The organism is Streptomyces sp. NBC_01232 (genome assembly GCF_035989885.1).
GTDB lineage: Bacteria > Actinomycetota > Actinomycetes > Streptomycetales > Streptomycetaceae > Streptomyces.
Genome location: NZ_CP108518.1, coordinates 412329 through 435307, shown reverse-complemented (window position 1 = coordinate 435307; position 22979 = coordinate 412329). Strand labels below are relative to the sequence as shown.

At 72.1% G+C, this 22979-nt stretch carries 26 protein-coding genes; 9 read left to right on the top strand and 17 right to left on the bottom strand.

What is annotated here, in order from left to right; all coding sequences use genetic code 11:
• Position 1: 1 nt before the first annotated feature.
• The gene (locus tag OG444_RS02200; protein ID WP_327260443.1) at positions 2–1321 is read left to right on the top strand and encodes an MFS transporter; all 1320 of its coding nucleotides are present in this window, start codon (positions 2–4) and stop codon (positions 1319–1321) included.
• Here OG444_RS02200 and OG444_RS02195 read toward each other — a convergent pair.
• On the bottom strand, positions 1303–1800 hold the full coding sequence (locus OG444_RS02195) for a C40 family peptidase (protein ID WP_327260442.1): 498 nt from the start codon (positions 1798–1800) through the stop codon (positions 1303–1305). The genes OG444_RS02200 and OG444_RS02195 overlap by 19 nt on opposite strands.
• A 290-nt stretch (positions 1801–2090) precedes the next feature.
• Between OG444_RS02195 and OG444_RS02190 the strand changes: the two genes are divergently transcribed.
• Positions 2091–3131 (top strand): S66 family peptidase, encoded by a 1041-nt coding sequence (locus OG444_RS02190; protein ID WP_442810738.1) that lies wholly within the window; start codon positions 2091–2093, stop codon positions 3129–3131.
• Between the two features lie 15 nt (positions 3132–3146).
• Here OG444_RS02190 and OG444_RS02185 read toward each other — a convergent pair whose 3' ends face one another.
• From OG444_RS02185 to OG444_RS02165, 5 genes are all read right to left on the bottom strand, one after another.
• The gene (locus OG444_RS02185; protein ID WP_327260440.1) at positions 3147–3959 is read right to left on the bottom strand and encodes an ABC transporter permease; all 813 of its coding nucleotides are present in this window, start codon (positions 3957–3959) and stop codon (positions 3147–3149) included.
• A complete protein-coding gene (locus OG444_RS02180) occupies positions 3956–4972 on the bottom strand; it encodes an ATP-binding cassette domain-containing protein (protein WP_327260439.1) in 1017 nt (338 codons plus the stop codon). Before OG444_RS02180 ends, OG444_RS02185 begins: the two co-directional genes overlap by 4 nt.
• A 90-nt stretch (positions 4973–5062) precedes the next feature.
• Positions 5063–5338, bottom strand: a complete 276-nt coding sequence (locus OG444_RS02175) for a hypothetical protein (RefSeq protein ID WP_327260438.1) — start codon at positions 5336–5338, stop codon at positions 5063–5065.
• 149 nt (positions 5339–5487) lie between these two features.
• On the bottom strand, positions 5488–5973 hold the full coding sequence (locus OG444_RS02170) for a lamin tail domain-containing protein (protein ID WP_327260437.1): 486 nt from the start codon (positions 5971–5973) through the stop codon (positions 5488–5490).
• Positions 5974–6392: 419 nt separating this feature from the next.
• Entirely contained in the window at positions 6393–7310 is a 918-nt protein-coding gene (locus OG444_RS02165; RefSeq protein ID WP_327260436.1) for an oxidoreductase, read from the bottom strand.
• 290 nt (positions 7311–7600) lie between these two features.
• On the opposite strand from OG444_RS02165, the gene OG444_RS02160 reads away from it, so the two are divergent.
• Positions 7601–7849, top strand: coding sequence for a DUF6296 family protein (locus OG444_RS02160; RefSeq protein WP_327260435.1), 249 nt, complete (start codon positions 7601–7603; stop codon positions 7847–7849).
• A gap of 131 nt (positions 7850–7980) precedes the next feature.
• On the top strand, positions 7981–8556 hold the full coding sequence (locus OG444_RS02155; protein WP_327260434.1) for a hypothetical protein: 576 nt from the start codon (positions 7981–7983) through the stop codon (positions 8554–8556).
• 13 nt (positions 8557–8569) lie between these two features.
• Here OG444_RS02155 and OG444_RS02150 read toward each other — a convergent pair whose 3' ends face one another.
• Positions 8570–9763, bottom strand: coding sequence for a carboxylate-amine ligase (locus OG444_RS02150; protein ID WP_327260433.1), 1194 nt, complete (start codon positions 9761–9763; stop codon positions 8570–8572).
• A 354-nt stretch (positions 9764–10117) separates the two neighbouring features.
• Here OG444_RS02150 and OG444_RS02145 point away from each other — a divergent pair, with 354 nt between their 5' ends.
• Both OG444_RS02145 and OG444_RS02140 read left to right on the top strand, forming a co-directional pair.
• Complete coding sequence (locus OG444_RS02145) at positions 10118–10669, top strand: type 1 glutamine amidotransferase domain-containing protein (protein ID WP_327266633.1); 552 nt, start codon at positions 10118–10120, stop codon at positions 10667–10669.
• A gap of 251 nt (positions 10670–10920) precedes the next feature.
• Positions 10921–11592, top strand: a complete 672-nt coding sequence (locus tag OG444_RS02140; RefSeq protein WP_327260432.1) for an HAD family hydrolase — start codon at positions 10921–10923, stop codon at positions 11590–11592.
• 22 nt (positions 11593–11614) lie between these two features.
• On the opposite strand, the gene OG444_RS02135 is transcribed toward OG444_RS02140, so the two are convergent.
• The 9 genes from OG444_RS02135 to OG444_RS02095 form a co-directional block, all read right to left on the bottom strand.
• Entirely contained in the window at positions 11615–12067 is a 453-nt protein-coding gene (locus OG444_RS02135) for an ATP-binding protein (protein WP_327260431.1), read from the bottom strand.
• A 5-nt stretch (positions 12068–12072) separates the two neighbouring features.
• On the bottom strand, positions 12073–12447 hold the full coding sequence (locus tag OG444_RS02130; protein WP_327260430.1) for an STAS domain-containing protein: 375 nt from the start codon (positions 12445–12447) through the stop codon (positions 12073–12075).
• Positions 12448–12535: 88 nt separating this feature from the next.
• Positions 12536–13447: a SigB/SigF/SigG family RNA polymerase sigma factor gene (locus OG444_RS02125; RefSeq protein WP_327260429.1), complete on the bottom strand. Its 912-nt coding sequence runs from the start codon at positions 13445–13447 to the stop codon at positions 12536–12538.
• Between the two features lie 126 nt (positions 13448–13573).
• The gene (locus tag OG444_RS02120; protein ID WP_327260428.1) at positions 13574–14314 is read right to left on the bottom strand and encodes a metallophosphoesterase family protein; all 741 of its coding nucleotides are present in this window, start codon (positions 14312–14314) and stop codon (positions 13574–13576) included.
• Positions 14311–14565 (bottom strand): hypothetical protein, encoded by a 255-nt coding sequence (locus OG444_RS02115; RefSeq protein WP_327260427.1) that lies wholly within the window; start codon positions 14563–14565, stop codon positions 14311–14313. Before OG444_RS02115 ends, OG444_RS02120 begins: the two co-directional genes overlap by 4 nt.
• On the bottom strand, positions 14562–15218 hold the full coding sequence (locus OG444_RS02110) for a nucleotidyltransferase family protein (RefSeq protein WP_327260426.1): 657 nt from the start codon (positions 15216–15218) through the stop codon (positions 14562–14564). The genes OG444_RS02115 and OG444_RS02110 overlap by 4 nt, the downstream gene beginning before the upstream one ends.
• Positions 15219–15750: 532 nt before the next feature.
• Entirely contained in the window at positions 15751–16284 is a 534-nt protein-coding gene (locus tag OG444_RS02105; protein ID WP_327260425.1) for a copper chaperone PCu(A)C, read from the bottom strand.
• A complete protein-coding gene (locus OG444_RS02100; protein ID WP_327266632.1) occupies positions 16281–18521 on the bottom strand; it encodes a heavy metal translocating P-type ATPase in 2241 nt (746 codons plus the stop codon). The genes OG444_RS02105 and OG444_RS02100 overlap by 4 nt, the downstream gene beginning before the upstream one ends.
• A gap of 50 nt (positions 18522–18571) precedes the next feature.
• Positions 18572–18820 (bottom strand): hypothetical protein, encoded by a 249-nt coding sequence (locus OG444_RS02095; protein WP_327260424.1) that lies wholly within the window; start codon positions 18818–18820, stop codon positions 18572–18574.
• Positions 18821–19121: 301 nt separating this feature from the next.
• On the opposite strand from OG444_RS02095, the gene OG444_RS02090 reads away from it, so the two are divergent.
• Positions 19122–19853 (top strand): class E sortase, encoded by a 732-nt coding sequence (locus tag OG444_RS02090; protein WP_327260423.1) that lies wholly within the window; start codon positions 19122–19124, stop codon positions 19851–19853.
• Positions 19854–19895: 42 nt separating this feature from the next.
• On the opposite strand, the gene OG444_RS02085 is transcribed toward OG444_RS02090, so the two are convergent.
• Positions 19896–20291 (bottom strand): DUF4118 domain-containing protein, encoded by a 396-nt coding sequence (locus OG444_RS02085; protein WP_327260422.1) that lies wholly within the window; start codon positions 20289–20291, stop codon positions 19896–19898.
• A 252-nt stretch (positions 20292–20543) separates the two neighbouring features.
• On the opposite strand from OG444_RS02085, the gene OG444_RS02080 reads away from it, so the two are divergent.
• Positions 20544–21029, top strand: a complete 486-nt coding sequence (locus OG444_RS02080; RefSeq protein ID WP_327260421.1) for a cation:proton antiporter regulatory subunit — start codon at positions 20544–20546, stop codon at positions 21027–21029.
• Between the two features lie 602 nt (positions 21030–21631).
• On the top strand, positions 21632–22858 hold the full coding sequence (locus OG444_RS02075) for a cation:proton antiporter (RefSeq protein WP_327260420.1): 1227 nt from the start codon (positions 21632–21634) through the stop codon (positions 22856–22858).
• Positions 22859–22979: the final 121 nt, after the last annotated feature.

Here is a 22979-nt window from a genome sequence, read left to right as displayed (position 1 = left end):
AATGGTTCGACCGGGATCTCTCTCCACGCTGCGGCACAAACCGTTCAGGCTGTTCCTCCTCGCACGGCTCATCTCGATGAGCGGAACGGCGATGGCTCCCGTGGCCCTGGCCTTCGCGGTGTTCGGGTTCGACAGCAGTCCGGCGTCCCTGGCGATCGTCCTCGCCTGCAACACCGCGCCCCAGCTGGTCCTCCTCCTCGTCGGAGGAGTCGTCGCGGACCGGTTCTCCCGTCAACGGGTCATGGTGATCGGCAACTTGGTGCCGGCCGTCACCCAGGGCTGCGTCGCCCTGCTCGTGGCGACGGGAACGGCCACCACCGGGCGGATCGCCCTCTTCGCGGCGCTGGCGGGCTGCGCGTCGGCCCTGACCCAGCCCGCCATGAACAGCCTGCTGCCGCAGCTCGTCGATCCCGGCGAGCTGCAGCAGGCGAACGCGCTGATGCGGTTGCCCGGCAATGTGGTCCGCATCCTCGCGCCGGCGGTCGGCGGCGCCCTCGTCGCACTCGTCGGCCCGGAACCGACCCTGGCCTGGGACGCCGCCAGCTTCGCGGTCGCGGCCTTCCTCTGCAGCCGTCTCGACGGTCCCGGACCCGCCAGGACCGCGACTGCTTCAGTCTTCCGTGACTTCAAGGATGGCTGGAAAGAGTTCTCCCGTCTTTCCTGGATCTGGTCCTATGCGCTGTCCGGCACCGTGGTCGTCGCCCTCTGGCTCGGCGGCTATCAGCTCCTCGGCCCGGTGATCGCCCGCAACGGTCATCTGGGTGCTTCCTCCTGGGGAATCGTCCAGGGCGCACTCGCGGCAGGCCTGCTCCTGGGCGGAATCGTTTCGCTCAAGTGGAAACCGTCCAGAATCATGGTCGTGTGCGTCTGCGCCAATGTGCCTCTCGCGCTGCCCTTCCTGGCACTCGCCCTGGGCGCCCCGCTCCCCGTGCTGGCCGGGGCGACGGTCATGGCCGGCATCGGCCTCGACATCGCGATCGTGTGCTGGAACACCGCCGTGCAGGAACAGCTGCCGCCCGAGGTGCTCGGGCGGGTCACCTCCTTCAGCTCGGCCGGTGAGCTCATGTCGGTGCCGCTGGGCTACCTCGCGGTGGGAGCCGTCGCGACCCGGCTCGGTACGGAATCCGTCCTGCTCTGGAGTGCCGTACTGATGGTGTCGGCGAGCCTGGCGCTGTTGCTCGTCCCGAGCGTGCGGGCCGTCCGCAGGCTGCCCGCGGGCACCGGGCCCGTCGTGGTGGCGGCAGCGACAGCGGTAGTGGCGGGGGAGCGCAGTCCCCGGGGCCGGAACGGCCGGACGCCCGATCAGGTGGCCCGCCCATAGCGGACCGCTGAGCTCCAGATCCGCTCCAGGCGTACCCGGGTTCCGGGTCGCGGGGCATGCCAGATCCGGTCGTCGCCGGCGTAGATGCCCACGTGGGTCATGGTCGAGCCGCTGGGGAAGAAGACCAGGTCCCCGGCCGCGCGATCGGCCTCGGGGATGTGGCGGGTGTGCTCGTACTGCTGGTCCGCGGTGCGCGGGAGGCGTTTGCCGGCCTTCTTGAAGGCGTAGAGGGTGAGGCCCGAACAGTCGAAGCGTTTGGGGCCGGTGGCGCCGTAGGCATACGGCGAGCCCTGTTTGGATGCGGCCACCGCGACGGCTCTGGCGCCATACGGGGCGGCGGCGTGCGCCGGGGCTGCGGGGCCGGTCAGTGCGGCGGCCGTCAGGAGCAGCAGGGAGAGTGCGGCGCGTGCTCTGGGGCAACAGCACGTGGGGAGAAGGCCCTTGGGGGCCTTTCGGAAGTCGGTCCTGAAGCAGGACATCGTGACACCTCCGCAATCGGTTGGCAGGTAACAGTCAGGTCAGTGGTCAAGGTCCTGTTCTCGGTCGAATGCCTCATGGGTCTGACGGCGGACCAGTTTTCTCCGACGCGGCACGCTGAACGGTGTCGGACACAGGCTGATTTGTCTCGATTTTGCATTCGATTCGAGATGATAGGCATGAATGATTGCCATACCGACGCGCCCGACATGCCGCTCCGCGACGCCTTTGCGGGCTCGCCCCGCATAATCTGCGTGAGGCCGGATCCGCCGGCTTCTATGATCATCGGATGATGGATCCGCGCTACCCCGTGAAACCCCGCCCCGGAGACCAGGTCGCCGTACTGTCGCCCTCGTCCGGCCTCCCCGGTCTCTTCCCGATGCCGTACGAGCTCGGGCTGCGCCGGCTCCTGGAGGACTTCGGTCTGAAGCCGGTGGAGTACCCGACGACCCGGACGATGGGTGCGACGCCCGAGGACCGGGCCGCGGACATCCACGCCGCCTTCGCGGACCCCGACATCAAGGCCGTGATCACCAGCATCGGCGGCGACGACCAGATCACCGTCCTTCCCCACCTCGACCGTGACCTGATACGCGCCAACCCCAAGCCGTTCCTCGGCTACAGCGACAACACCAACCTGCTGCTGTTCCTCAGGAACTTGGGCATCGTCGGCTACCACGGCGGGTCGGTCATGGTCGGCTTCGGACGGCCCGGCGCGATGCACCCGTCGACCGCCGACTCGCTGCGGGCGGCGCTGTTCACGTCGGGCGAGTACGAGCTCACCGCGGCGGACACCTACGGAGACGTCAACAGCCCCTGGGAGGACCCGCACACCTTCGAATCCGAGCCGTTCATGGAGCCGGCCGACGGCTGGTCCTGGCACAACGCCGACCGGGTCGTCGAAGGCATCAGCTGGGGCGGCAACCTGGAGATCATCTCCTGGCTGCTGATGGCCGACCGCGTGGTGCAGCCGGTCGACTCCTACGCCGGAAACGTGCTGTTCCTGGAGACCTCCGAGGAAATGCCGCCCGCCGAGGAGGTCTACCGGGTCCTTCGGAGCGTGGGCGAGCGCGGACTGCTGCAGCAGTTCCCCGCACTGCTCATGGGCAGGGCGAAGAGCTGGTCGTTCGAGAACCCGCTCGACGCCGAGGGCAAGGCGCACTACCGCCTGCAGCAGCGCGAGGCCGTCCTGCGCGCCCTGCGGCAGTACGCCCCCGACACCATGGTGGTGTTCGACGTCGAACTCGGCCACACCGACCCGCAAGTCGTCATCCCGGTCGGAGGCCGTATCCGGGTGGACGGCCCGGCGCGGAGGATCGTCGTCACCTACTGACCGACGACGCGGGGCTCAGTGGCTCTCGGAGCGGTAGGCGCGCATCGCCAGGGGCATGAAGACCGCCGTGATGCCGACCGCCCAGACCAGCGACCAGAGAATCGCCTCGCCGGCCGGAGTGCCGAGCAGCAGCCCGCGGAACGCGTCCGACAGATGTGTCACGGGGTTGACCTCGACCCATGCCTGGAGCCATCCGGGCATGGTGTCGACCTCGACGAACGCGCTGCTGGTGAAGGTGAGCGGGAAGATGAAGGTGAAGGCGAAGACCTGAACCTTCTCCGCGTCCCCGGCCACCATCCCGATCAGCACCGCCGTCCACGAGACGGCCGCGGCGAAGACGAGCAGCAGCACCGTCGCGCCGAGGAAACCGGCCGGACCGCCGGTGATCTCGAAGCCCAGCACCAGCCCCAGCGCGATCATCAGCAGCATCGCCCAGAGCTGTTTGGCGAGGTCCGCCACGATCCGGCCGAACAACGGCGCCGAACGGGCGATCGGCAGACTGCGGAGCCGGTCGAACACGCCCTTGGTGAGGTCGGTGTTCAGCGACATGGCGGTATACATGCTCATGAACAGCGTGTTCTGAACGATGATCCCCGCAAGCGCGTACTGGAGGTACTCCTGAGGGGAGCCCGCCATCTGCCCGCCGAAGACGTAGGTGAACAGGAACACGAACATGATCGGTGTGATGCTGTAGTCGACGAGCTCCAGCGGGTTGTGCTTCACCGAGACCAGGCTGCGCCAGGCCATGGTGGCGGTCTGCCGCAGGGCGGCGAGCGGCCGGACCCGGCCGCCGCGTCCGAGGCCGTCCGTGAGCGTCGTGCCGGTCATGACGGACTCCGTGCTTCTGCGTACTGCTCGTCCGCGTCGTCGTCGGCGTCGGCATCGGTGTCGCCCCGAGGGGGTGCGCCCGGCTCGGCGCGGTGGCCGGTCAGGGCGATGAACACCTCGTCCAGGGACGAGCGACGCAGCGTGAGCTCCGCGACGGCGATACCCGACTGGTCGAGGCGACGGACGACGCGCGGCATGAGCGCCGGGTCGTTGACGGGGGCGATGATTCCGTTGCCCTCGGTCTTGGCCTGCGGCCCCGCCTCCTCCGCGACCAGGGCGTGCGCCGCGTCGAGATCGGCCGGCCGGACCGGGCGCAGGTGCAGGACCTGACCGCCGACCTGGGCCTTCAGTTCGTCCGGCGTACCGTCGGCGATCACCCGCCCGTTGTCGATCACCACGATGCTGTTGGCCAGCCGGTCGGCTTCGTCCAGATACTGCGTGGTCAGCAGGGTGGTCATGCCCTCCGCCACCAGAACGCGCAGCATGTCCCACACCTCGCCGCGGCTGTGCGGATCGAGTCCGGTGGTCGGCTCGTCCAGGAAGAGGATCTGCGGACGCCCGACCAGGCTGGCCGCGAGGTCGAGCCGGCGCCGCATTCCGCCGGAGTAGGTCTTCACGGCCCGTCCCGCCGCGTCAGTGAGGTGAAAGCGGTCGAGCAGCTCGGCGGAGCGGGCCCGGGCACCGCCGCGCGACATCCCGAGCAGACGCCCGATCATCAGCAGGTTCTCCGTGCCGGTCATGTTCTCGTCCACGGCCGCGTACTGCCCGGTCAGCCCGATCAGCGAGCGGACCAGCCCCGCCTCCCGCACCACGTCGTGCCCGCCCACCTCGGCCCGCCCCTCGTCCGGGCGCAGCAGGGTGGCGAAGATACGGACCGCGGTCGTTTTGCCCGCGCCATTGGGGCCGAGCAGGCCCAGTACCGTCCCCGCCGGCACCTCGAGGTCCACCCCGTTCAGCGCGCGGGTCTCCTTGAACCGCTTGGCCAGGCCCTCGGCCTGGATCGCGTACCTCACGGGATCACCTCGTTCACGGAGAAATCGGCATCCCTACCACTGTGACCCATACCACTGACAGGCCGCCCGGCAGCGGGCCCGGCCGTCGCGCTACGCGGAACCGCAGCCGACGGCAGCGGCGGCCCGGGGCGCTATCCGCACCCGGTCCCGCGCGTACTCCACGGTCTCGCCCGGCAGGATCAGCAGCCCGGACTCGCCGTTCTGACACGCCCCGCCGATGCGCTGCACCTGCACGGACGGGCCCAGTCCGCCGGCCATGAACACCGTCGGGTCGACCTCCCAGCCGTGCACGGCCAGCCACAGCTCCAGTGCCGCCGTGTCCTCGGGCTCCGCGCCGCGCGGCCACTCGAACGTCGTGCTCCCCATGCCTGCCCCCTGTAGGTGGTCGGATCACCGCCGTAGATCCTGCCACCCCCCACTGACAGCCGCCGCACATTATCGCCGCCAACGACGTGCGCGCCCGCACTCCCCGTCGTGCGGGGAGTGCGGGCGCGACTGTCGGCAGAGCCGGGCGGTCAGCCGTTGCGGTGGTGCCGACGGCCGTTCCAGGAGTCGCTGTCGAGGACGTTGCCACGGTTGTCGCGCAGGGTGGCGGTGTCGCGCTCGTCCCAGATCTGGTGACGCCGGTCCTGGTACACGTCGCGGCGGGTGTCGCGGCCCTGGCCGGTGTGGACCTTGACGCTGGAGCGGCCGTCCAGGCGGAAGTCGGCGAAGCGGTAGCGGTTGCCCTGCCGGTCGGTGAGGGTGAAGCCGCGCAGGTTGACGCTCTTGCGGCCGGTGTTCTTCACCTCGACCCATTCCCGGTTCAGCGCACGGGCGGAGCGGTCGCCGCGGTCGGCCCCGCCGTACTGGACGTCGCTGATCACGATCGAGGACGGGGCCCGGCGGTCGCGGTCACGCCCGTGGTCGTCGGCGGTGGCCGGGAGGGCGGCGGCGCCGACCAGGGCACCTGCGGCCAGGAGCGCGGCGACGACCCGGCGGGTGGCGAGAGAAGCAGACATGAAGATGACCCCTTCAACAGACAGCGGCCCGGCCCGCTTCGTGTACGGCGGGTGGGCTCCGAACAGTTCCCGGCGTCCTGCCGAGGAGCCATACTCTGGCCCCCAAGCGCCATCAAAAGCCACTAATTCGGGTCGTGTTGCAAAATACGGACGTATCGGTGACTCTCGCTTGTAGTGGACACGGGTCAACGCTGCGCTGACGCGAACGGCGGGAGCGCGCCCAACACGCCTTGGCATCACTGCGGAAAGGGTTCCTCAAGCAGGGACGCCCGTCCCCCGTGATGCCCTCCGGCCCTGCGCCGAACGGGTTCAGGGCCCCGTAACGGCCACTCCTGCCGCTTCTTCGCACGCGCTCGCGCGAGGCGATCAGGTGTTCTGTTTCTCGGGCCGGCGGGAGTGGCAGAGGCGGCCGCCGGCCGTCAAGGAGTCTTCGTCGCCCCGCCGTTGGCGACCGTGCCGAGCAGTCGCAGTTCGGAGGCGGTGAGCCGCAGTGCGCCCGCCGCCACGTTGTCGGCGAGGTGGTCCGGGTTTCCCGTCCCGGGGATGGCCAGGACGTGAGTGCCCTGATGCAGGATCCAGGCGAGCCGTACCTGCGCCGGTGACGCGCCGTGGTGCCGGGCCACCGCGAGGACCTGGTCGTGCTCGGTCCGGACGGCGCCGGCCTCCCGCCCCTCCCCGGCGATGGAGAAGAAGGGCACGAACGCGATGCCGTGGGCCGCGCAGGCGCGGAGCATCTCCTGCCCGTCGGGCGCGTCGATCCCGTAGCGGTTCTGAACGCACACGACCGGCGCGATCTCCCGGGCCTGGGCGAGATGTTCCGGGCGGGCGCTGGAGATGCCGAGGTGGCGCACGAGTCCCGCGGCGCGCAGGTCGGACAGGGCCCCGAAGTGCTCGCTGATCGAGTCCTGGCCCGTGATGCGCAGGTTCACCACGTCCAGGTGGTCGCGGCCGAGCTGGCGCAGGTTCTCCTCGACCTGGCCCCGCAGTTCGTCGGGCCGGGCGGACTCGGCCCACCCGCCGGAGGCGTCGCGGGCCGGGCCGACCTTGGTGGAGACGACGAGGTCGTCCGCGTACGGCGCCAGCGCCGAGTTGATCAGCTCGTTGGCGGAGCGGAGCCGGGAGAAGTAGAAGGCGGCGGTGTCGATGTGGTTGACGCCGAGTTCCACCGCGCGGCGCAGTACGGCGATCGCCCGGCCGCGGTCGCCGGGAGGCCCGTCGTGGGCGAAGGCGGCGCCGCCGGTCAGCCGCATCGCGCCGAAGCCGATCCGGTTGACCGTGAGGTCACCGAGCGTCCAGGTGCCCGCCGTTGCGGCGGAGATCGTGTGCGGCGTCTTCATCTGTTGCATCGGCTCCATTCGGTCGGCCATTGCCCCGAGGTCGTCCGGGGCGGCGGTCCTGGAGTATGCGCAGGTGGGAGCCGCTGCCGGAAGGTGTACATCAGCGGCTGAAGATCACAACGGGACCGGGAACCCGGGGTGTGCACGGAGCGTTACACCTACAGACGCTCAGTCCCGACAGGGCCCGCCGCCGCGCGGGCGGTCGCCCGGCTCTGCCTGATAATGGTGCCCAGGGGGCATTCGCTTGCTGGTGGACCATTCGCCCGGATTCGGGCGCGGAGGAGGCCGGAATGGGACGGGAGAGCAGGTACGAGTTGGTGTTCGCCGGCCCTGACCATGCGGTACCGGGCGGCGAGGAAACGGTCCTCCTTGTGCACCGCACCGACCGCACCGGCCCCGGCGGCCACCCGATCTACGCCGACGACACCGGGATCGTGCAGGCGGAGATCAGCGACCGGGGCGACGTGCGCATGATCGCGAGCGGCGGCCACCAGGAGCCCGCTTCGCGGGTGAGCGTGCGTCCCGTGCCCCGTGCGTGACGCGCGGCGGCCCGAAGGAGCAAGGATCCGCTGAGGGGCTGGTTCGGGGTGGCCGGAACATTCCATTTCGGCCGAACGGTCCGCTATCGTGACCGTCCGATCCCCTCACTCACCGGTCCGGATGGTCAGCCGTGTCCGCAGACTTCTCCCTCTCGCCCCTGATAGCGGCCACCGCGCACTGGCTCACCCGGGCCTATCCCGCCGACGGCGGCGCCCTGCAGCGCGGCCTGGCCGAAGCCCAGGCCCGCCAGGCCGTCACGGTCGCGGCCTGGCTGTGCTACCCGACCGAGCTGGACGCGCAGCTGGTCGCTCTGACGGGCCCCGGCGGATCGGACCGGCTCGACCGGATCGCCGGTACGGACGCCGCCGCCCCGAGCGGCCACGGCGCCGGGGGCGGCGTGGGGGGCTTCGGCGAGGAAGCCGGTGACGGCGACGCGTGGCGCACCTGGGTGGACGAGATCGTGGCCAGCTGGGCGGCATGCCTGCTGAGCCACCCCCACCTGGCCGCGGCCGCGGCCAGGGCCCTGGCGCGGACCCACCACGGCAGCGCCGTACCGCTCGCCTTCCACCGCCTCACCCGGCCGACGGCGACCGACCTCGACGCCGCTGCCTTGATGCGCCACCCCGATCTCCTCGCGCCGATAGCGCAGCTGCACCGCCCCCGGCTCCTGGCACGTCTGGAGGCCGACACCGCGCCGGCGGGGTGACCTCCGACGAGCCTCAGCCGCAGGTGGTCAGGCCGGCCAGATGGTCGACCACGTCCCGCAGGCGGCCCGCACGATCGAGGACGGCTCGCTGGCGCGCCGCGCCACTGCCCTTCCTGCGGAGCGCGTCGACCAGGCGGTAAACCTCCGCCTCGTCGCCCGCCGCGCGGAGCCCCGGGCCCGCGGCCCTGATCAGGGCCGCGATCCGGACCTCGGCAGGCACGTGATCGCCGGTGATCGGGTCGAGGGCGAAGCCCGTGGGCCCGTACCGGGCGGCGTACCGGTGCGCGTCACGCAGCCGTGCGACGGAGACGTCGGGCGCGGGCCCGTCCTCGTCCGCCCGAGCGAGGAGCGAGGCGCACAGACCGCGCAGCAGCAGTGCCGCGAGGACAGTGGTGTCGACGTCGGCGCTGGTGTCCGTGACGCGGAACTCGACGGTCGGCTGGTGCTCGGAGGGACGCGCGAACCAGTAGATCATCCGGCGGTCCATGAGGACGCCCGAGGCGACCAGGGCGTCCGCGGTCCTCTCGTACGAAACGGCGTCCACCAGCGGGGACGGGCCCGCGGTCGGCCAGCGGCCGAATTCCAGGGCCCGCCAGCTCGCGTAACCGGTGTCCAGCCCGCCGGCGAACGGCGAGTTCACGGCCAGGGCCTGGAGGGCGGGGAGCCAGGGGCGTACGCGGTTGGCCAGGAACAGGGCCTGCGCGCGGTCGGCGGTGCCGACGTGGATGTGGCAGCCGCACACGATCCCCAGCCTGCCGTCGACGAGGGCGCCGAAGTGCCGGGCCATGCGGCGGTAGCGCGGAGAGTCGGTGACCGGGATCGGTGCCGCCGGCGGCACCACGGCGGTGCCGGAGGCGACGAGCAGGCAGTGCGAGGCACGCGCCGCGTCGGCGACGCGGGCCCGAAGGAAGCGCAGCTGGGCCCGCAGATCGTCGGAGGTGGTCGCGGGCCGGGTGCAGACCTCGACCATGCAGCGGTAGAACTCGGTCTGCACCAGATCACCGAGGGCGTACGAAGCGGCCTCGATCACCGGTCCGGCGCGCGCCACCGGGGCTCTGGTCAGGCGGTCGACGAGGAAGAACTCCTCCTCGACCCCCACCGTCGACACCACCGGTCTCCCCGTCGTGGCGAGCACCGCTGCGGTGGCGCGTCCCGGGCCGCGGTCCGGGACGCCGGCCGGAAGACTGCGCGGCTCGGTGGCGGTCATGTTCTACGTGTACCCCGAAACCGGCCCCCAAACAGCAGGCCGGCCCCACGGGCCCGGACCGCTTGAGGCGCGTCCGGATGGGCAGGCGCAAGGGCGTACCCGTACCAGGAACAGAGGGTGAGTGCCATGGAACGGACCACCGAGCCGGAGCCCGAGGGGCCCGGGCCCACACCCGCGACGCCGGACCCGGTCCCACGGGACCCGCGTCCGCCCGACCCGGGCGAGAAGCCGCCCGAACCGGAACCTCCGGCCCCGGAACCCGGCACGTCACCGCCGGTCCCGGAGCCCCCCGACTGACCGAGTCACCGAACGGCCCAACCGCTCACCGGCCGAACGAGGAAGGATGTGAACGCTGTGCGAGTCGCCTTTCTGACGGCGCCCGAGGGTGTCGAGGAGATCGAACTCACCGAACCGTGGAAGGCCGTGCTCGGGGCGGGCTGGAACCCGCAGCTGGTCTCGACCGAGGCGGGCCTCGTCCAGGCCTTCCACCACCTGGACAAGGCCGGCACGTACCCCGTCGACCGGGTCCTCGCGAGCCGCACGGCCGACAGTTTCGACGCCCTCGTCCTGCCCGGCGGGGTCGCCAATCCCGACGCGTTGCGGATGTACGAGCCGGCCGTCGACTTCACCCGCGACTTCTTCGCGTCGGCCAAGCCGGTGGCCGCGATCTGCCACGCCCCGTGGATGCTGGTGGAGGCCGACGCCGTACGCGGGCGGACGCTGACCTCCTGGCCCAGCCTGGCGACCGACATCCGCAATGCGGGCGGTACCTGGGTCGACGAGGAGGTCCGGGTCTGCCACGCAGGACCCTCGACGCTGGTCACGAGCCGCAAGCCGGACGACCTGGACGCCTTCTGCGCGGCTCTCGTGAAGGAATTCGGCGACGGACCCCGCGCCGGAGCATGACGCGTGGGATCCACGGACGCATGGTCCGCCCTGCGGTCATTCCCGCAGGGCGGCAGTCGGCTTTTGCCCGGGGGGCGGCTGCGGAAAACCTCGCGAATGAGCGCGAATGAGCTGGGTGGTGATGGGTAGCCGCCGGACATGCCGTATCCCGTGATCCGCAATTGCGCCGCGCGTCAGGCCCCGGCCAGGACGCGCCGCGGCTTCGCCGTCCGGCGCGCCGGGCCGGCCGAGCCGGGAGGCGGACCCGCGTCATGAGCCGCGCCGCGCTCTTCGACGTCGACGGGACGCTCGCCGACACCAACCACCTGCACGTGACGTGCTGGTGGGAGGCGCTGCGGCAGGCCGGTCACCGGGTGCCGATGCACTCCGTCCACCGGGCCCTGGGACTGCCGGGCGAGGACCTGATCGCGCGGCTCCTCGGTGACGCTCGCGACAAGAGCGAGGACGACGCACTGAGCGCCGCGCACGAGACCCTGTACGGCACGTACTTCGACCGGTTGCCGAGCTACGACCGCGCCGCCGACCTACTGCGCGAACTCGACCGCAGGGGCTGGCGCGTCGTGCTGGTCACCTCGGCGAACAGCGTCGAACTGGAGGCGCTGAAGAAGGCGATCGACGCCGAGGACGCCATCACTGCCACCGCGAGCTCCGACGACGTGAGCGAGGGCAAACCGGCACCCGGCCCGGTGCACCACGCCCTCGGCCTCGCCGGGGCGCGGGCGCGCGACGCCGTGTTCGTCGGCGACAGCGTCTGGGACATGAAGGCCGCCGCCCGCGCGGAGGTCACCGGCGTCGGGCTCCTGTGCGGCGGCATTGCGCGTCACGACCTGGAGGAGGCCGGAGCCCGCGCCGTGTACCGCGACCCGGCCGATCTGCTCGAGCACCTCGACCGCAGCCCCTTCGCCCAGACCCCGCCCGGCTGACCGACCGCCCGGCCGGTGTTCGTCACCGTCGCCCGGGGACATGGATCCCCGGCGGGCAGGCGACCTCGCACCAGACGCGCTTGCCGTCCGCCCCCGGCTCGGAACCCCAGTCCCGGGCCAGACGTTCCACGATCAGCAGCCCGTGACCGCCGGGCTGCGAGCGCTCGCCCCGCCCCGCCGGTACGCGCACCGGCGGCGCCGGATTGCCGTCCGTGACCTCGATCCGCAGCCGTTCGGCCGAGCAGTCGAGGACGAGTGCGCGGGGCCCTCCGCCGTGCAGGCAGGCATTGGCCACCACCTCCGACACCAGCAGGAGCACGTCCTCGGCGGCCTCCCGCTCGCGCTCCCCGTTGCCCGGGAGCCAGTGCCAGGCGGTCAGCGCCTCACGGGCGAAATCACGGCTGCGCGAGACGACGTCGGTGGTTCCGGACAGCCTCAGGCTCCAGGTCCGGTCCGACGGCCCGCGCTGCTCCATGGCGCTCAGGCTCCTCCGCCGCGCGGGGTGCGCAGGGCTTCCGCCACATCGGTGTGGATGGGGAACACACCGTCCGCACCGGTGATCCGGAACATACGGGCGACGGGCCCGTGCAGGCCAACCAGTTCGAGGGTGGCCCCTGCCTCCTGCGCCGCGAGCCGCGTGTTCAGCAGCACGTTCAGCCCAGTGGAATCGCAGAAGCCGAGCATCGCCAGATCGACCAGCACCCGGCGGCCCGGGGCGAGGGCCGCGTCGAGGGCGTCCCGCAGGGGCTGCGCCGTATCGTGGTCCAGTTCCCCCGCGAGCGCGATGACGACGGCTCCGTCCTCCACGGCCTCGACCGCGACGGTGAAGCGTCCGCTTTCCGCTTCCGGCACCATCCGGCACCACCCTTCCGTCGTGCTCTTGTGCGCCTGCCCGGGATCCAGCGCAATATACCTGTCTGTCCCGCGCGAAGGGTGGAGCGCCTCATGCCGTTGCGGTCTGCGGGTCCTCCGCGAGCAGTCCCTGCCGCAGCCGGCCCAGGATGCGGCCCAGCAGCCGGGAGACGTGCATCTGGGACATGCCCAGGCGCTCGCCGATCTCGGCCTGGGTCAGCTCTTCCCCGAAGCGGAGGGCGAGGATCGTCCGGTCCCGTTCGGTCAGCTCCTCCAGCAGGGGCTTGAGCGATTCCAGGTCCTCGACCGTCTCGAAGCGGCTCTCCTCCATGCCGAGGCTGCGCGCCAGCGTGCCGGGCGCGTCGTCCTCCTCCGTCACGGAGAGGTCCAGGGAAAGGCTGGTGAAGCCGTTGGCCGCCAGCCGGCCCTCGCAGACCTCCTCCACCGTGACGTCCAGCCGCTCGGCGAGCTCCTGCGCACTCGGGGCGTGCCCCAGTTCCTGCTCCAGCGCGTCATTCGCCTTGGCCAGGTCGATGCGCAGCTCCTGCAGCCGGCGCGGTACGCGGACGGCCCAGGTCGTGTCACGGAAGAACCGCTTGATCTCTCCCACGATCGTGGGCAGGGCGAACGACATGAATTCGAACCCGCGATCCGGGTCGAACCTGTTGATCGCCTTGATCAGGCCGATGGTGCCCACCTGCATGACGTCTTCCCACGGTGCGCTGCAATGGCGGACGCGCGTGGCCGCGTACTTGACCATGCTCAGATTCAGTTCGACCAGGGTGTTGCGCACGTACGAGTACTCCGCGGTGCCCTCGTCCAGTTCGTGCAGTCGCCGGAAGAGCGTCACGGACAGATCGTGCGCGTCCGCCGTGCTCACGGACTGCAGCTCCCGGATTTCGCGGATCTCGGGGATCTCGGGGATCTCGGGGGTCCTGGCAAGGTCCGGGAGTGCGTCCGGCTGCGGCGCGGGGGCGGCCTGAATACGGAGAGTGGTAGGCATGAGGCCTCCTTGGGAGTTCCCTCAAGCCACATACCCGCTCCCGACCGGTTGAAGCTGTGCAGGTCGTCGCCGTGCGTGACTCTGCGTGAGGGGATGAGGGGCTCAAGCGCGGCGCTGGGGCGCCCGTCACCGGGTCGCGGAGCCGTCCGGGGTCAGGTGGTAGATGGCGAAGGCCCTGTCGATGACCGGCATCGCGACGTTGCGCACCCGCACCCCGCCCGCCGTCGTTCCGTGCTCCGTACCCAGGTGGGCGTGGCCGTGGACGGCGAGATCCGCACCGGCCCCGTCGACGGCCTCCGCGAGCAGGTAGCTTCCGAGGAAGGGATAGATCTCGGGCGGCTCACCGGCCAGCGTGTCCGCCACCGGGGAGAAATGGGTGAGCGCGATGCGCAGGTCACTGCCCGCCTCGGCGAGTTCGCGCAGCGACCGCTCGAGCTCCTCCGCGCAGCGCCGGGTGTACCGGATGAACGCCTTCATCTCGGGCTCGCCGAACTCGCTGCCGCAGCGCCCCGCGAAGCCACCGCCGAAGCCCTTCGTTCCGGCGATTCCGACCCTCGCGCCGTCGACGTCGACCAGGACGCCGTCGCCTTCCAGGACCCGTACCCCTGCCTCCGCCAGCACGCGGGTGACGGCCGTCTGCCGGCCGCTCTGGTAGTCGTGATTGCCGAGCACCGCGATCACCGGCACCGGGAGCCGGTCCACCTCTCCGGCCACCACATGGGCCTCCTGCGGAGTGCCGTGACGCGTCAGGTCGCCGGCGAGCAGCAGCAGGTCCGCACAGTCTCCGAGCGTCTCGAAGGCGGGGCGCAACAGGCCTTCGCTGCCGGGGCCGAGGTGGATGTCGCCGACAGCCGCGACGCGGATCACAGCAGCTCCTCCGAGCGGTCGGGAGGGCTGGCGCAGCACACGGTGACGTCCTCGCGCCAGGGAAGGCCCACGAGTTCCTCCCCCGCGATGCGCAGGATCTCCGCCCGGCACTCCCCGCTGCTCACGCCGCCACGGACCAGTACGCCCGCGCCGCGCGCCTCGACCCGGACGCCGAGCTCGGCGATCTCCTCGCGCGCGAGGCGTTCCCTGAGGTGCTCGATGCGGTACTCGATGAGCTCGGTCGAAGTCACGGCGTCGCCTCCCAGGGGTCGGTGATCTGGAGCCGTTCGAGCAGGTAGAGGAACGCGTCGGGCAGCGGGGCGGACCGGTGGGCCCGGTTCAGCCGGTCCCAGTCGATCTGTTCCCGCAGCATCCGCGCCATCGGGAGCAGGTCGCCGAAGTCGCAGTAGTGCTCGCAGAGCGCCGTGAGCCGGGCGTCCATGAGGTCGGTCGGTGCCAGGACGGGCATCCACACCGAGTCCACCGGCCGGACCTCGGCCCGCTCCAGCAGCGCGGTACTCACCGGACGCCGGGCGAGCTCGAAGATCAGGTCGATCTCCTCCCCGCCCGCCCGGCCCTTGACCAGCCAGTCCTCGGGTGCCCGGCGCATGGCGATACCGCCGTTCTCCAGTGCCTTGACCACGGCGTCCGCGTCCTCGGGCCGGACACAGAAGTCGGTGTCGTGCTGGAAGCCGGCCGGCACGCCGTGGGCGAAGGCGGCCACGCTGCCGGCGAGTGCGAACGGCTGCCCCGACGCCTTCAGGAGCGCCGCCACGCGCTTGGTGGTCTCCAGGATCGCCTGGGTGTGGTCGTGCGGCAGGCTTCCGTCCGCACCGCCTGCCTCCGGAAGCGGGGTTCCGGGCCGGGCCGCGAAGTCCGACGGAGAGGGAGGAAAATTTCTCACGCTGTGCCTCCGGGCGCCCGGGACCGGTTCCCTGCCGTGTCCTCATGGGCTGCGGCTTGCCCGGACAGCGTTCCTGAAACCTGTACGAAGCGGTCGGTCACCCGCCCGGCCCATGGGCGCGGCCGTCAGGTGATCGGTTCGGGAGCCGGTACCGGCCCGGGCAGCGGTCCCGGCTGCGGGAGCGGATCGGGCTGCGGGGCGGGATCCGGCCGGGGATCGGGCCCGGGCCGGGGCGGCGCCGGTGGCACCGGGTCGGGGCCGCCGGGACCCGGGACGGGCCCGGGCAGCGGACCGGGCTGCGGACCGGGCCCGGGTCCGGGCGCCGGCGTGGGGTTGGGCGGTACGGGGTCGTCAGGGGTACGCATGAGGTCGTGCATGAGGCCCACCTCGCATCGGGTTCCTGTCACGGCGCCGGCCGTCCGCCACGCGGCGGCGCGCGCGGCGGACCGTACGACGGCCGTGCTTGACCCCGCGCGGGTACCCGGCCGGTCCGTGTTGATGCCGCGCGGCCCCTTTCTCCTCCCGGGGCGGGTCAGCTGCCGGGCCGGATCACCACCGCCAGCACCTCCACCGGGGGGCCGTGCCGGAAGTGGAGAACGAACGGCACGAAGTCGCCCGCCCGCCAGCTCGTACTCGTCTTCTTGCGCGCCATGACGCTCACGCCGAAGGGGGACATGGTGAGGGCGGCACCCGCGGGCACCTGCACCGATCCCGCCATCCGCATGGTGTCGGCCCCGAGGCCGGAACTCGCGTGCCGGCTCAGCATCGACCTCTCGACGGCAGGTGACGTCACGGACGTCAACTGGTCCGCCGAACCGCCCACGTTGACGATGTCGAAGAAGGCTGCCGTCTCCTGGCTGTTGCCGTAGGGGAGGAAGACACGGCCGTTGCCGACGGCCATCCGCGGCGGGCTGCCCGCGGCACCGGACGAGGCCCAGATCGTCAGACCGGTCAGCGTCACCGCGCACGCGACCACCGGGACGATCGCGGCGCGCAGCCCGTCCCGCACGCGCCGACGGGACGGGAGTCGGGACCGCGCGGTCTGCCCCGCAGGTGATTGCGTCATCGCCCCATACCTTCCACCCGGCCGCTCGTACCCGCCCGCCGTGCATGCGGCGCGGGCTGCCACGTGCGCAACCGGAGACTGTTGCCCACCACCATCAGGGAACTCACGGACATCGCGGCCGCCGCGACCATCGGATTGAGCAGCCCCACCGCGGCGAGCGGAACGGTGACGACGTTGTACCCGAAGGCCCAGACGAGGTTGGCCCTGATCGTCCCGAGGGTCCGCCGGGCCAGCTGGACGGCGTCGGCGACGGCCTCGATGTCGCCGCGTACGAGCGTGACGTCGGCCGCGCCGATGGCCACGTCCGTTCCACTGCCCATGGCGATGCCGAGGTCGGCCCCCGCCAGCGCCCCGGCGTCGTTCACCCCGTCGCCGATCACCGCGACCCGGCGACCCTCGTCGCGCAACACCCGCACGAGTTGCGCCTTGTCCTCGGGTGAACAGTGCGCGTGCACGTCCCTGATGCCGAGGGCGGAGGCGACGCGGACCGCGGTGGCCCGGCGGTCGCCGGTGGCCAGGACCGGCTCCACCCCCAGGCGCCGCAGCCGGTCGACGGCCCGGTAGCTGCCGGGGCGCAGGACGTCCCCGACGGAGATCAGGGCCTGGTCGGCGCCGTCCACCCGGACCAGGACCGGCGTGTGCGCGGCCGCCTCCGCCTCGGCCAGCGCTCCGTCCAGCGCCGGGTGCAGGTCCGCGCCGGCGGCGCGCACCTCCACCCGGTGCCCCTCCACCACCCCGGTCACACCGACCCCCGCGGTCGCCCGGAAGCCGGTCACCGCGGCCGGTGACCGACGGCGCGGTTCCGTCCGGTAGTACGCGACCACGGCGCGGCCCAGCGGGTGCTCGGAGCCCTGTTCCACCGAGGCGGCCAGCCACAGGGCCCGCTCGCTCCCGATCCCGTCGGGCACGGCCGTCACGCGCGAGACGGTCATCCGGCCGGTCGTCAGCGTGCCGGTCTTGTCCAGGACCACGGTGTCGACATGGCGCAGGGTCTCCAGTGCCCGGGGGCCGCTCACCAGCAGACCCAGCTGCGCGCCCCGGCCCGTGGCCGCCAGCAGGGCGGTGGGAGTCGCCAGCCCCAGCGCGCAGGGACAGGCCACGACCAGGACGGCCACACAGGCCGTGACGGCCGCCTGCGGAGCGGCCCCGGCACCGAGCCAGAAGCCGAGAACGGTGACGGCCAGGGCCAGCACCACCGGGACGAAGACGCCCGCCACCGCGTCCGCCAGGCGCTGGGCCCGGGCCTTGCCGGCCTGCGCCTCGGTGACCATGCGGGTGATCCGCGCGAGCTGGGTCTGCGAGCCGACCGCGGTGGCCCGCACCACCAGCAGGCCGCCCGCGTTGACCGCACCGCCGACCACCGCCTGCCCGGGGCCGACCTCGACGGGGTCGCTCTCGCCGGTGACCAGGGACAGGTCGACGGCCGATCCGCCGGAGGTCACCACCCCGTCCGTCGCGACCCGCTCGCCCGGCCGGACGATGAACTCCTGCCCCACCCGCAATTCCTCGATCGGCAGGAGACGCTCGCGGCCGTCCTCCCGCACGGTCACGTCCTTGGCGGCCAGCCCGGCGAGTGAGCGCAGCGCCTCGCCCGTGCCGCGGCGTGCCCTGGACTCGAGGAAACGCCCGGTCAGGACGAAGAGCGGCACGCCGACGGCCGCCTCCAGGTAGATGTGGGACACCTCCCCGCCCGCCGAGGGCAGCAGGCTGAAGGGCATCCGCATCCCCGGATCGCCCGCCCCGTCGAGGAACAGCGCGTACGCCGACCAGAGGAAGGAGGCGACCACCCCCAGCGACACCAGCGTGTCCATCGTGGCCGCCGCGTGCCGCAGCCCGCGTACGGCCCGGGTGTGGAACGGCCACGCGCCCCAGACGGCGACCGGCGCGGCCAGGGCGAAGCACAGCCACTGCCAGTTGCGGAACTGCAGCGCGGGCACCATCGACAGCACCAGAACCGGAACGGACAGCAGGGCGGTGATCAGCAGCCGCCGGACCTCCTCGCGGCCGGGGGGACGGCCGGTGCCCGCCGGCGGGCTCGGTTCGTGCGCGGGCCGGGGCGGTGCGGGCAGTTCGGCGCTGTAGCCCGCCCGCTCGATCGCCGTGACGAGATCCTGCGCCGTCACGTCCGACGGATGGCTCACCCTGGCCCGCCCGGTGGCCAGATTGACCGTGGCGCTCACGCCCTCGATCCTGGCCAGCCGCTTCTCGACGCGGTTCACACAGGCCGCGCACGTCATACCGCCGACGACCAGGTCGGTGCTCGCGCGCAGCTCCGTCCGCTCCGCCGTCACCGCGTGCCGCCCGTGCCCGTACCGGCGGTGTGCCCGTGCGGCCGGGCAGGGTCCCCGACGAAGCCCGGGCCGTCGAACTCGGTGGAGCGCATACCGGGAGCGACCGGGTCGGCGGCGGACCCCACCGCGTACGAGAGCGCGAACATCGCTATGAGGAGCGCCAGGAAGCCGGTGAGAGCGGGCGGTGGCGCCCACCGCTTCAGGGCGGTGATCGCCAGGGTCGGGTACTCAAGCCGGTCCGCCATCGTCACTCCGGATTCTTGTACTCGGTGCCAGACGGACGAGGTGCCGGCCACCGGCGGCCCGGAACCTGCGCGCCGCGGTACCGGAGCCGGGACGGCACCCCCTCCGGCGAGGTAGTCGCAGAGATACGGAAGGAGGTTCCCGCGATTTCGAAATCCGTCGGGCCGGGCGCGCGGCGGCCCGGGGCGGAGGTCACAGGGGCGGACCCTTATGGACCTCTTGCTCCGTATGTCACTCTGGCCGGGCGAACCGGGCCACCCACCTGCCAGGGCCCCGGCCGATCGACCGACACGGAAAATGCCCATGTCCCTGCCGTCCCCCTCCCGAGCCGTACCCGCCGCAATCGCCGGTGCCGTGACCGTCCTGCTGACGGCGTGCGGGCCCTCGGCCGCCGCCGGCCCGGCAGCGCCACCGCACGCGGCGCCGACGGCAGCCGCGGCCTCCGCCGCCCACCAGCCCGCGCGGGAACCGTCGCCGGTGGCCACTGCCACCCCGGCCGCCCCCACCCCCGCGCACGTGGCCTCGACGCTGTCCATACCTTCCGTGGGGATCTCCGGGCTGCGCGTGATGCCGTACGAGGGCACCACCGACGACGTGGCCGGGACGCGCATCCAGGACCGCGGTGTGGCGGCGAGTCCCTACGGTGAGCGGGGCGGAGTCGGCCCCGGCCAGGTGGGCAACTTCCTGGTCACGGCGCACCGCCTGTCGGCCGGCGGCCCGCTGGGCAGCCTGCCGGGCGTGAACAAGGGCGATACGGTCCTCGTGACCGTCGGTGACGTGGTGTACACCTACGAGATCACCGCGACCCGCAAGACGTCCTTCCGTTCGGAGCGCTCGCTGAGCGAGCAGCGCGCCGCGGTGCCGGGGGAACCCGGCGCGGCCCCCACGCGGGCGATGATCACGATCTCGACGTGTGCCACGCCGGAGGACCACGCCGAGGGCAACTTCTGGAGCGACGCCCAGGGCAACCCCGAGCACCGCATCGACAAGATAGGCGTGCTGCGCAAGACCTCCGGAGCCCCGTCCGCCGGCTGACGCGCGGCTGACCCACGGCTCCGCCCCGCCGTGCACCGACGGCTACGGCCTGAGCCGTCGGTGCGCGGCGCGAGCATGGGTGAGGCGGGCGACGGCCGTTCCCGTGCTCGCCGCGGCAAGGAGGCAGGCGAGGCGCAGGAGGTCGAAGGGGGCTTCCCAGGTGAGCTCACCGATCGGTGCACTCGCGAAGGCGTTGAGGACCAGCCAGCAGAGCAGGGCGGTTCCCGGGGCGGCCGTGAGACGGGCCCCGGTGCTCACCAGGGCCACGGCGAGGGAGAGCGCCATGAGGTCCACGGCGGGGTCGCCGGGTCCGTCGAGGAGGTTGAGTACGGCGACCAGGGCGACGGCCGCGACGGCCGCCGCGGCCCAGACCGAGCCCGTCGCGGCGGGACTCGGCACGGGGCGCATGCCTGAACTGATCCGCTTCCACTCGACCATGCGACGCCTCCTTCACGCGGTGCCCCGCCGTTGGGGCCCTCCGAGATGATGCACCACCGGGAGAGAGCCCCCACCGCCGATTCGCCCCGCCTGCGACGTGAACCCGTCCGCGAGGCGCCGCCCCAACTGGGGCGGGCGCAGTGCACCGTTGGCCCCCCCGCTCGCTCGAACGTTGCATCGATAGAGTGGCTGCCGGAGGCGGAGACCACGTCGCTCCCCTCCATCGGTTTCCGCACACACCGGGGGTTCCGCGTGCCTGTTCCACGTCTGAGCAGCACTCCGCTACCGGGCATCGGCGTCCGCTACGACCTGACCACCCGTGAGCACCGCCGCATCTCGGTGGTGGCCCACCGCGACGGGACGCGGACCCTGAACGCCTACGGCGGTGACGATCCTGACGAGTGCGCGCTGTCGGCGAAGTTGACCGCGGGGGAGGCGGAGGCGCTGGTCGACGCGCTGATGCCGTCCCACCACAGTCCCAGTCTGCTCTCGACCACGGACCTCGGGCTGGTCGCGGAGCGGATCGAACTGTCCGCGCATTGCCGTTGGAACGGGCGGGTGTTGGGGGAGAGCAGAATCCGCACCGAGACGGGCGCGTCCGTCGTCGCCGTGCTGCGTCGTGCCCAGGCGATCCCGTCGCCGACACCGGATTTCCGACTTGCGGGCGGGGACATGCTCATCGTGATAGGGACCCGTGAGGGCGTCGAGGCCGCGGCGGAGATCCTCGGCAGGGAGTGAGAAGCCCACACTCCGGTGCGGTCCCTTTGTTCGTGTTTGCAATGTTTCGCATCGTGGGCGCCATTTGTCGTGCGCTAAACTTCCTTACGAGCCGTCGCGCTCTATTGAGCGGGTGGGTGCTCAATCTTGGGGGTCATCGTCTCGTCCGGATCCGGACGGCGGTGCGAGTGGGGGGACATGACATGGGTCGAGACGCGCACCCCCTGCGGCTGCCCGCGGCCCGTATCGACAACACCGCCCGCGACAGCGTGCCCGATACCGGCCGCACCGCTCCTCGCGTCTGACGCCGCCGTACCGCGCGCTGCGCGGCCCCTTCCCCCACGGCCCCGGCCGACCGCTCCCGCTTCTCCGCCTTCTCCGCCTTCTCCGCCTTCGCGCGGCCACAGCAGTGAGCCGCATCCGGAGCCCGGGCCACGAACGGCGCACCTTCCTCACGCTCACCCGCACACCGAGACCAGCCCGGTCATGCCTGCGACCGGCCGACCGGCCGACCGGCCGCGCACGCCTGCCACCCCGCGGAGCCCACCGGGCACCGCACCCGATGTCCCGTACCCCGACAAGGCACTGACGCCGTCACCGAACCGACCGGAGGACCGACGCCCGTGCACCACACGACCGCCATGCTCATCGAACTCGGAGCCATCATCCTGGCCCTGGGCCTGCTCGGCCGCCTCGCCGGCAGAGTGGGGTTCTCGCCCATACCGCTCTACCTGCTCGCCGGACTCGCCTTCGGCCACGGCGGGATCCTCCCGCTCCAGGCGAGCGAGGAGTTCGTCGCGACCGGCGCCGAGATCGGAGTCATCCTGCTCCTGCTCCTGCTCGGCCTGGAATACAGCGCTTCCGAACTCGTCACCAACCTCAAGACCCAGTACCCCTCCGGAGCCGTCGACTTCGTCCTCAACGCCGCACCCGGCGCCGCCGCCGCACTGCTGCTGGGATGGGGTCCCGTCGCCGCGGTCGCCCTCGCCGGCGTCACCTGGATCTCCTCCTCGGGAGTCATCGCCAAGGTCCTCGGCGACCTCGGCCGCCTCGGCAACCGCGAAACGCCCGTCGTCCTCGGCATCCTGGTCATGGAAGACCTCGCCATGGCCGTCTACCTGCCCATCCTCACCGCCCTGCTCGCCGGAGTGAGCCTGGCCGGCGGCGCCGTCACCCTGCTGATCTCCCTGGGCACCGTGGGCGCCGTCCTGTACGTGGCACTGCGCCACGGACGGCTGATCAGCCGCGCCGTGTCCTCCGACAACGCCGAGATGCTGCTCCTCGTCGTACTCGGCCTCACGCTCCTCGTCGCCGGAATCGCCCAGGAGCTCCAGGTCTCCGCCGCCGTGGGCGCCTTCCTGGTCGGCATTGCGCTGTCCGGAGAGGTCGCCGAAGGTGCGGCCACCCTCCTGACCCCGCTGCGGGACCTGTTCGCCGCCGTCTTCTTCGTCTTCTTCGGCCTGTCCACCGACCCCGCCGACATCCCGCCGGTCCTGCTTCCCGCCCTGCTCCTCGCCGTCGCCACCGCGCTCACGAAGATCGCCACCGGCTGGTACGCGGCACGCCGCGCCAGAATTCACGGCAGGGGCCGCTGGCGTGCCGGCGGGACCCTCGTCGCCCGGGGCGAGTTCTCCATCGTCATCGCCGGGCTCGCCGTCGGTGCCGAGCCCCGGATCGGCCCCCTGGCCACCGCCTACGTCCTGATCCTCGTCATCGTCGGCCCGCTCACCGCCCGTTACACCGAGCCATTGGCCGGCCTCCTCACGCGCCGCGCGAAGTCTCCCGTACCGGCCGCTCCCGCCACCGTTCCCGCCGGAGAACGCGCCCCGAGCGTCACCGCCGACGCCTGAGCCCGGGTATCCGCCTCCCCGCATCCGCCGCAGGAGGGTACGCACACCGTGCACGAAACGACCGCCGAATTCCTCGACGACCTCCGCCACGGCGGCGGCGACGCCTTCGACGTGGCGCAGC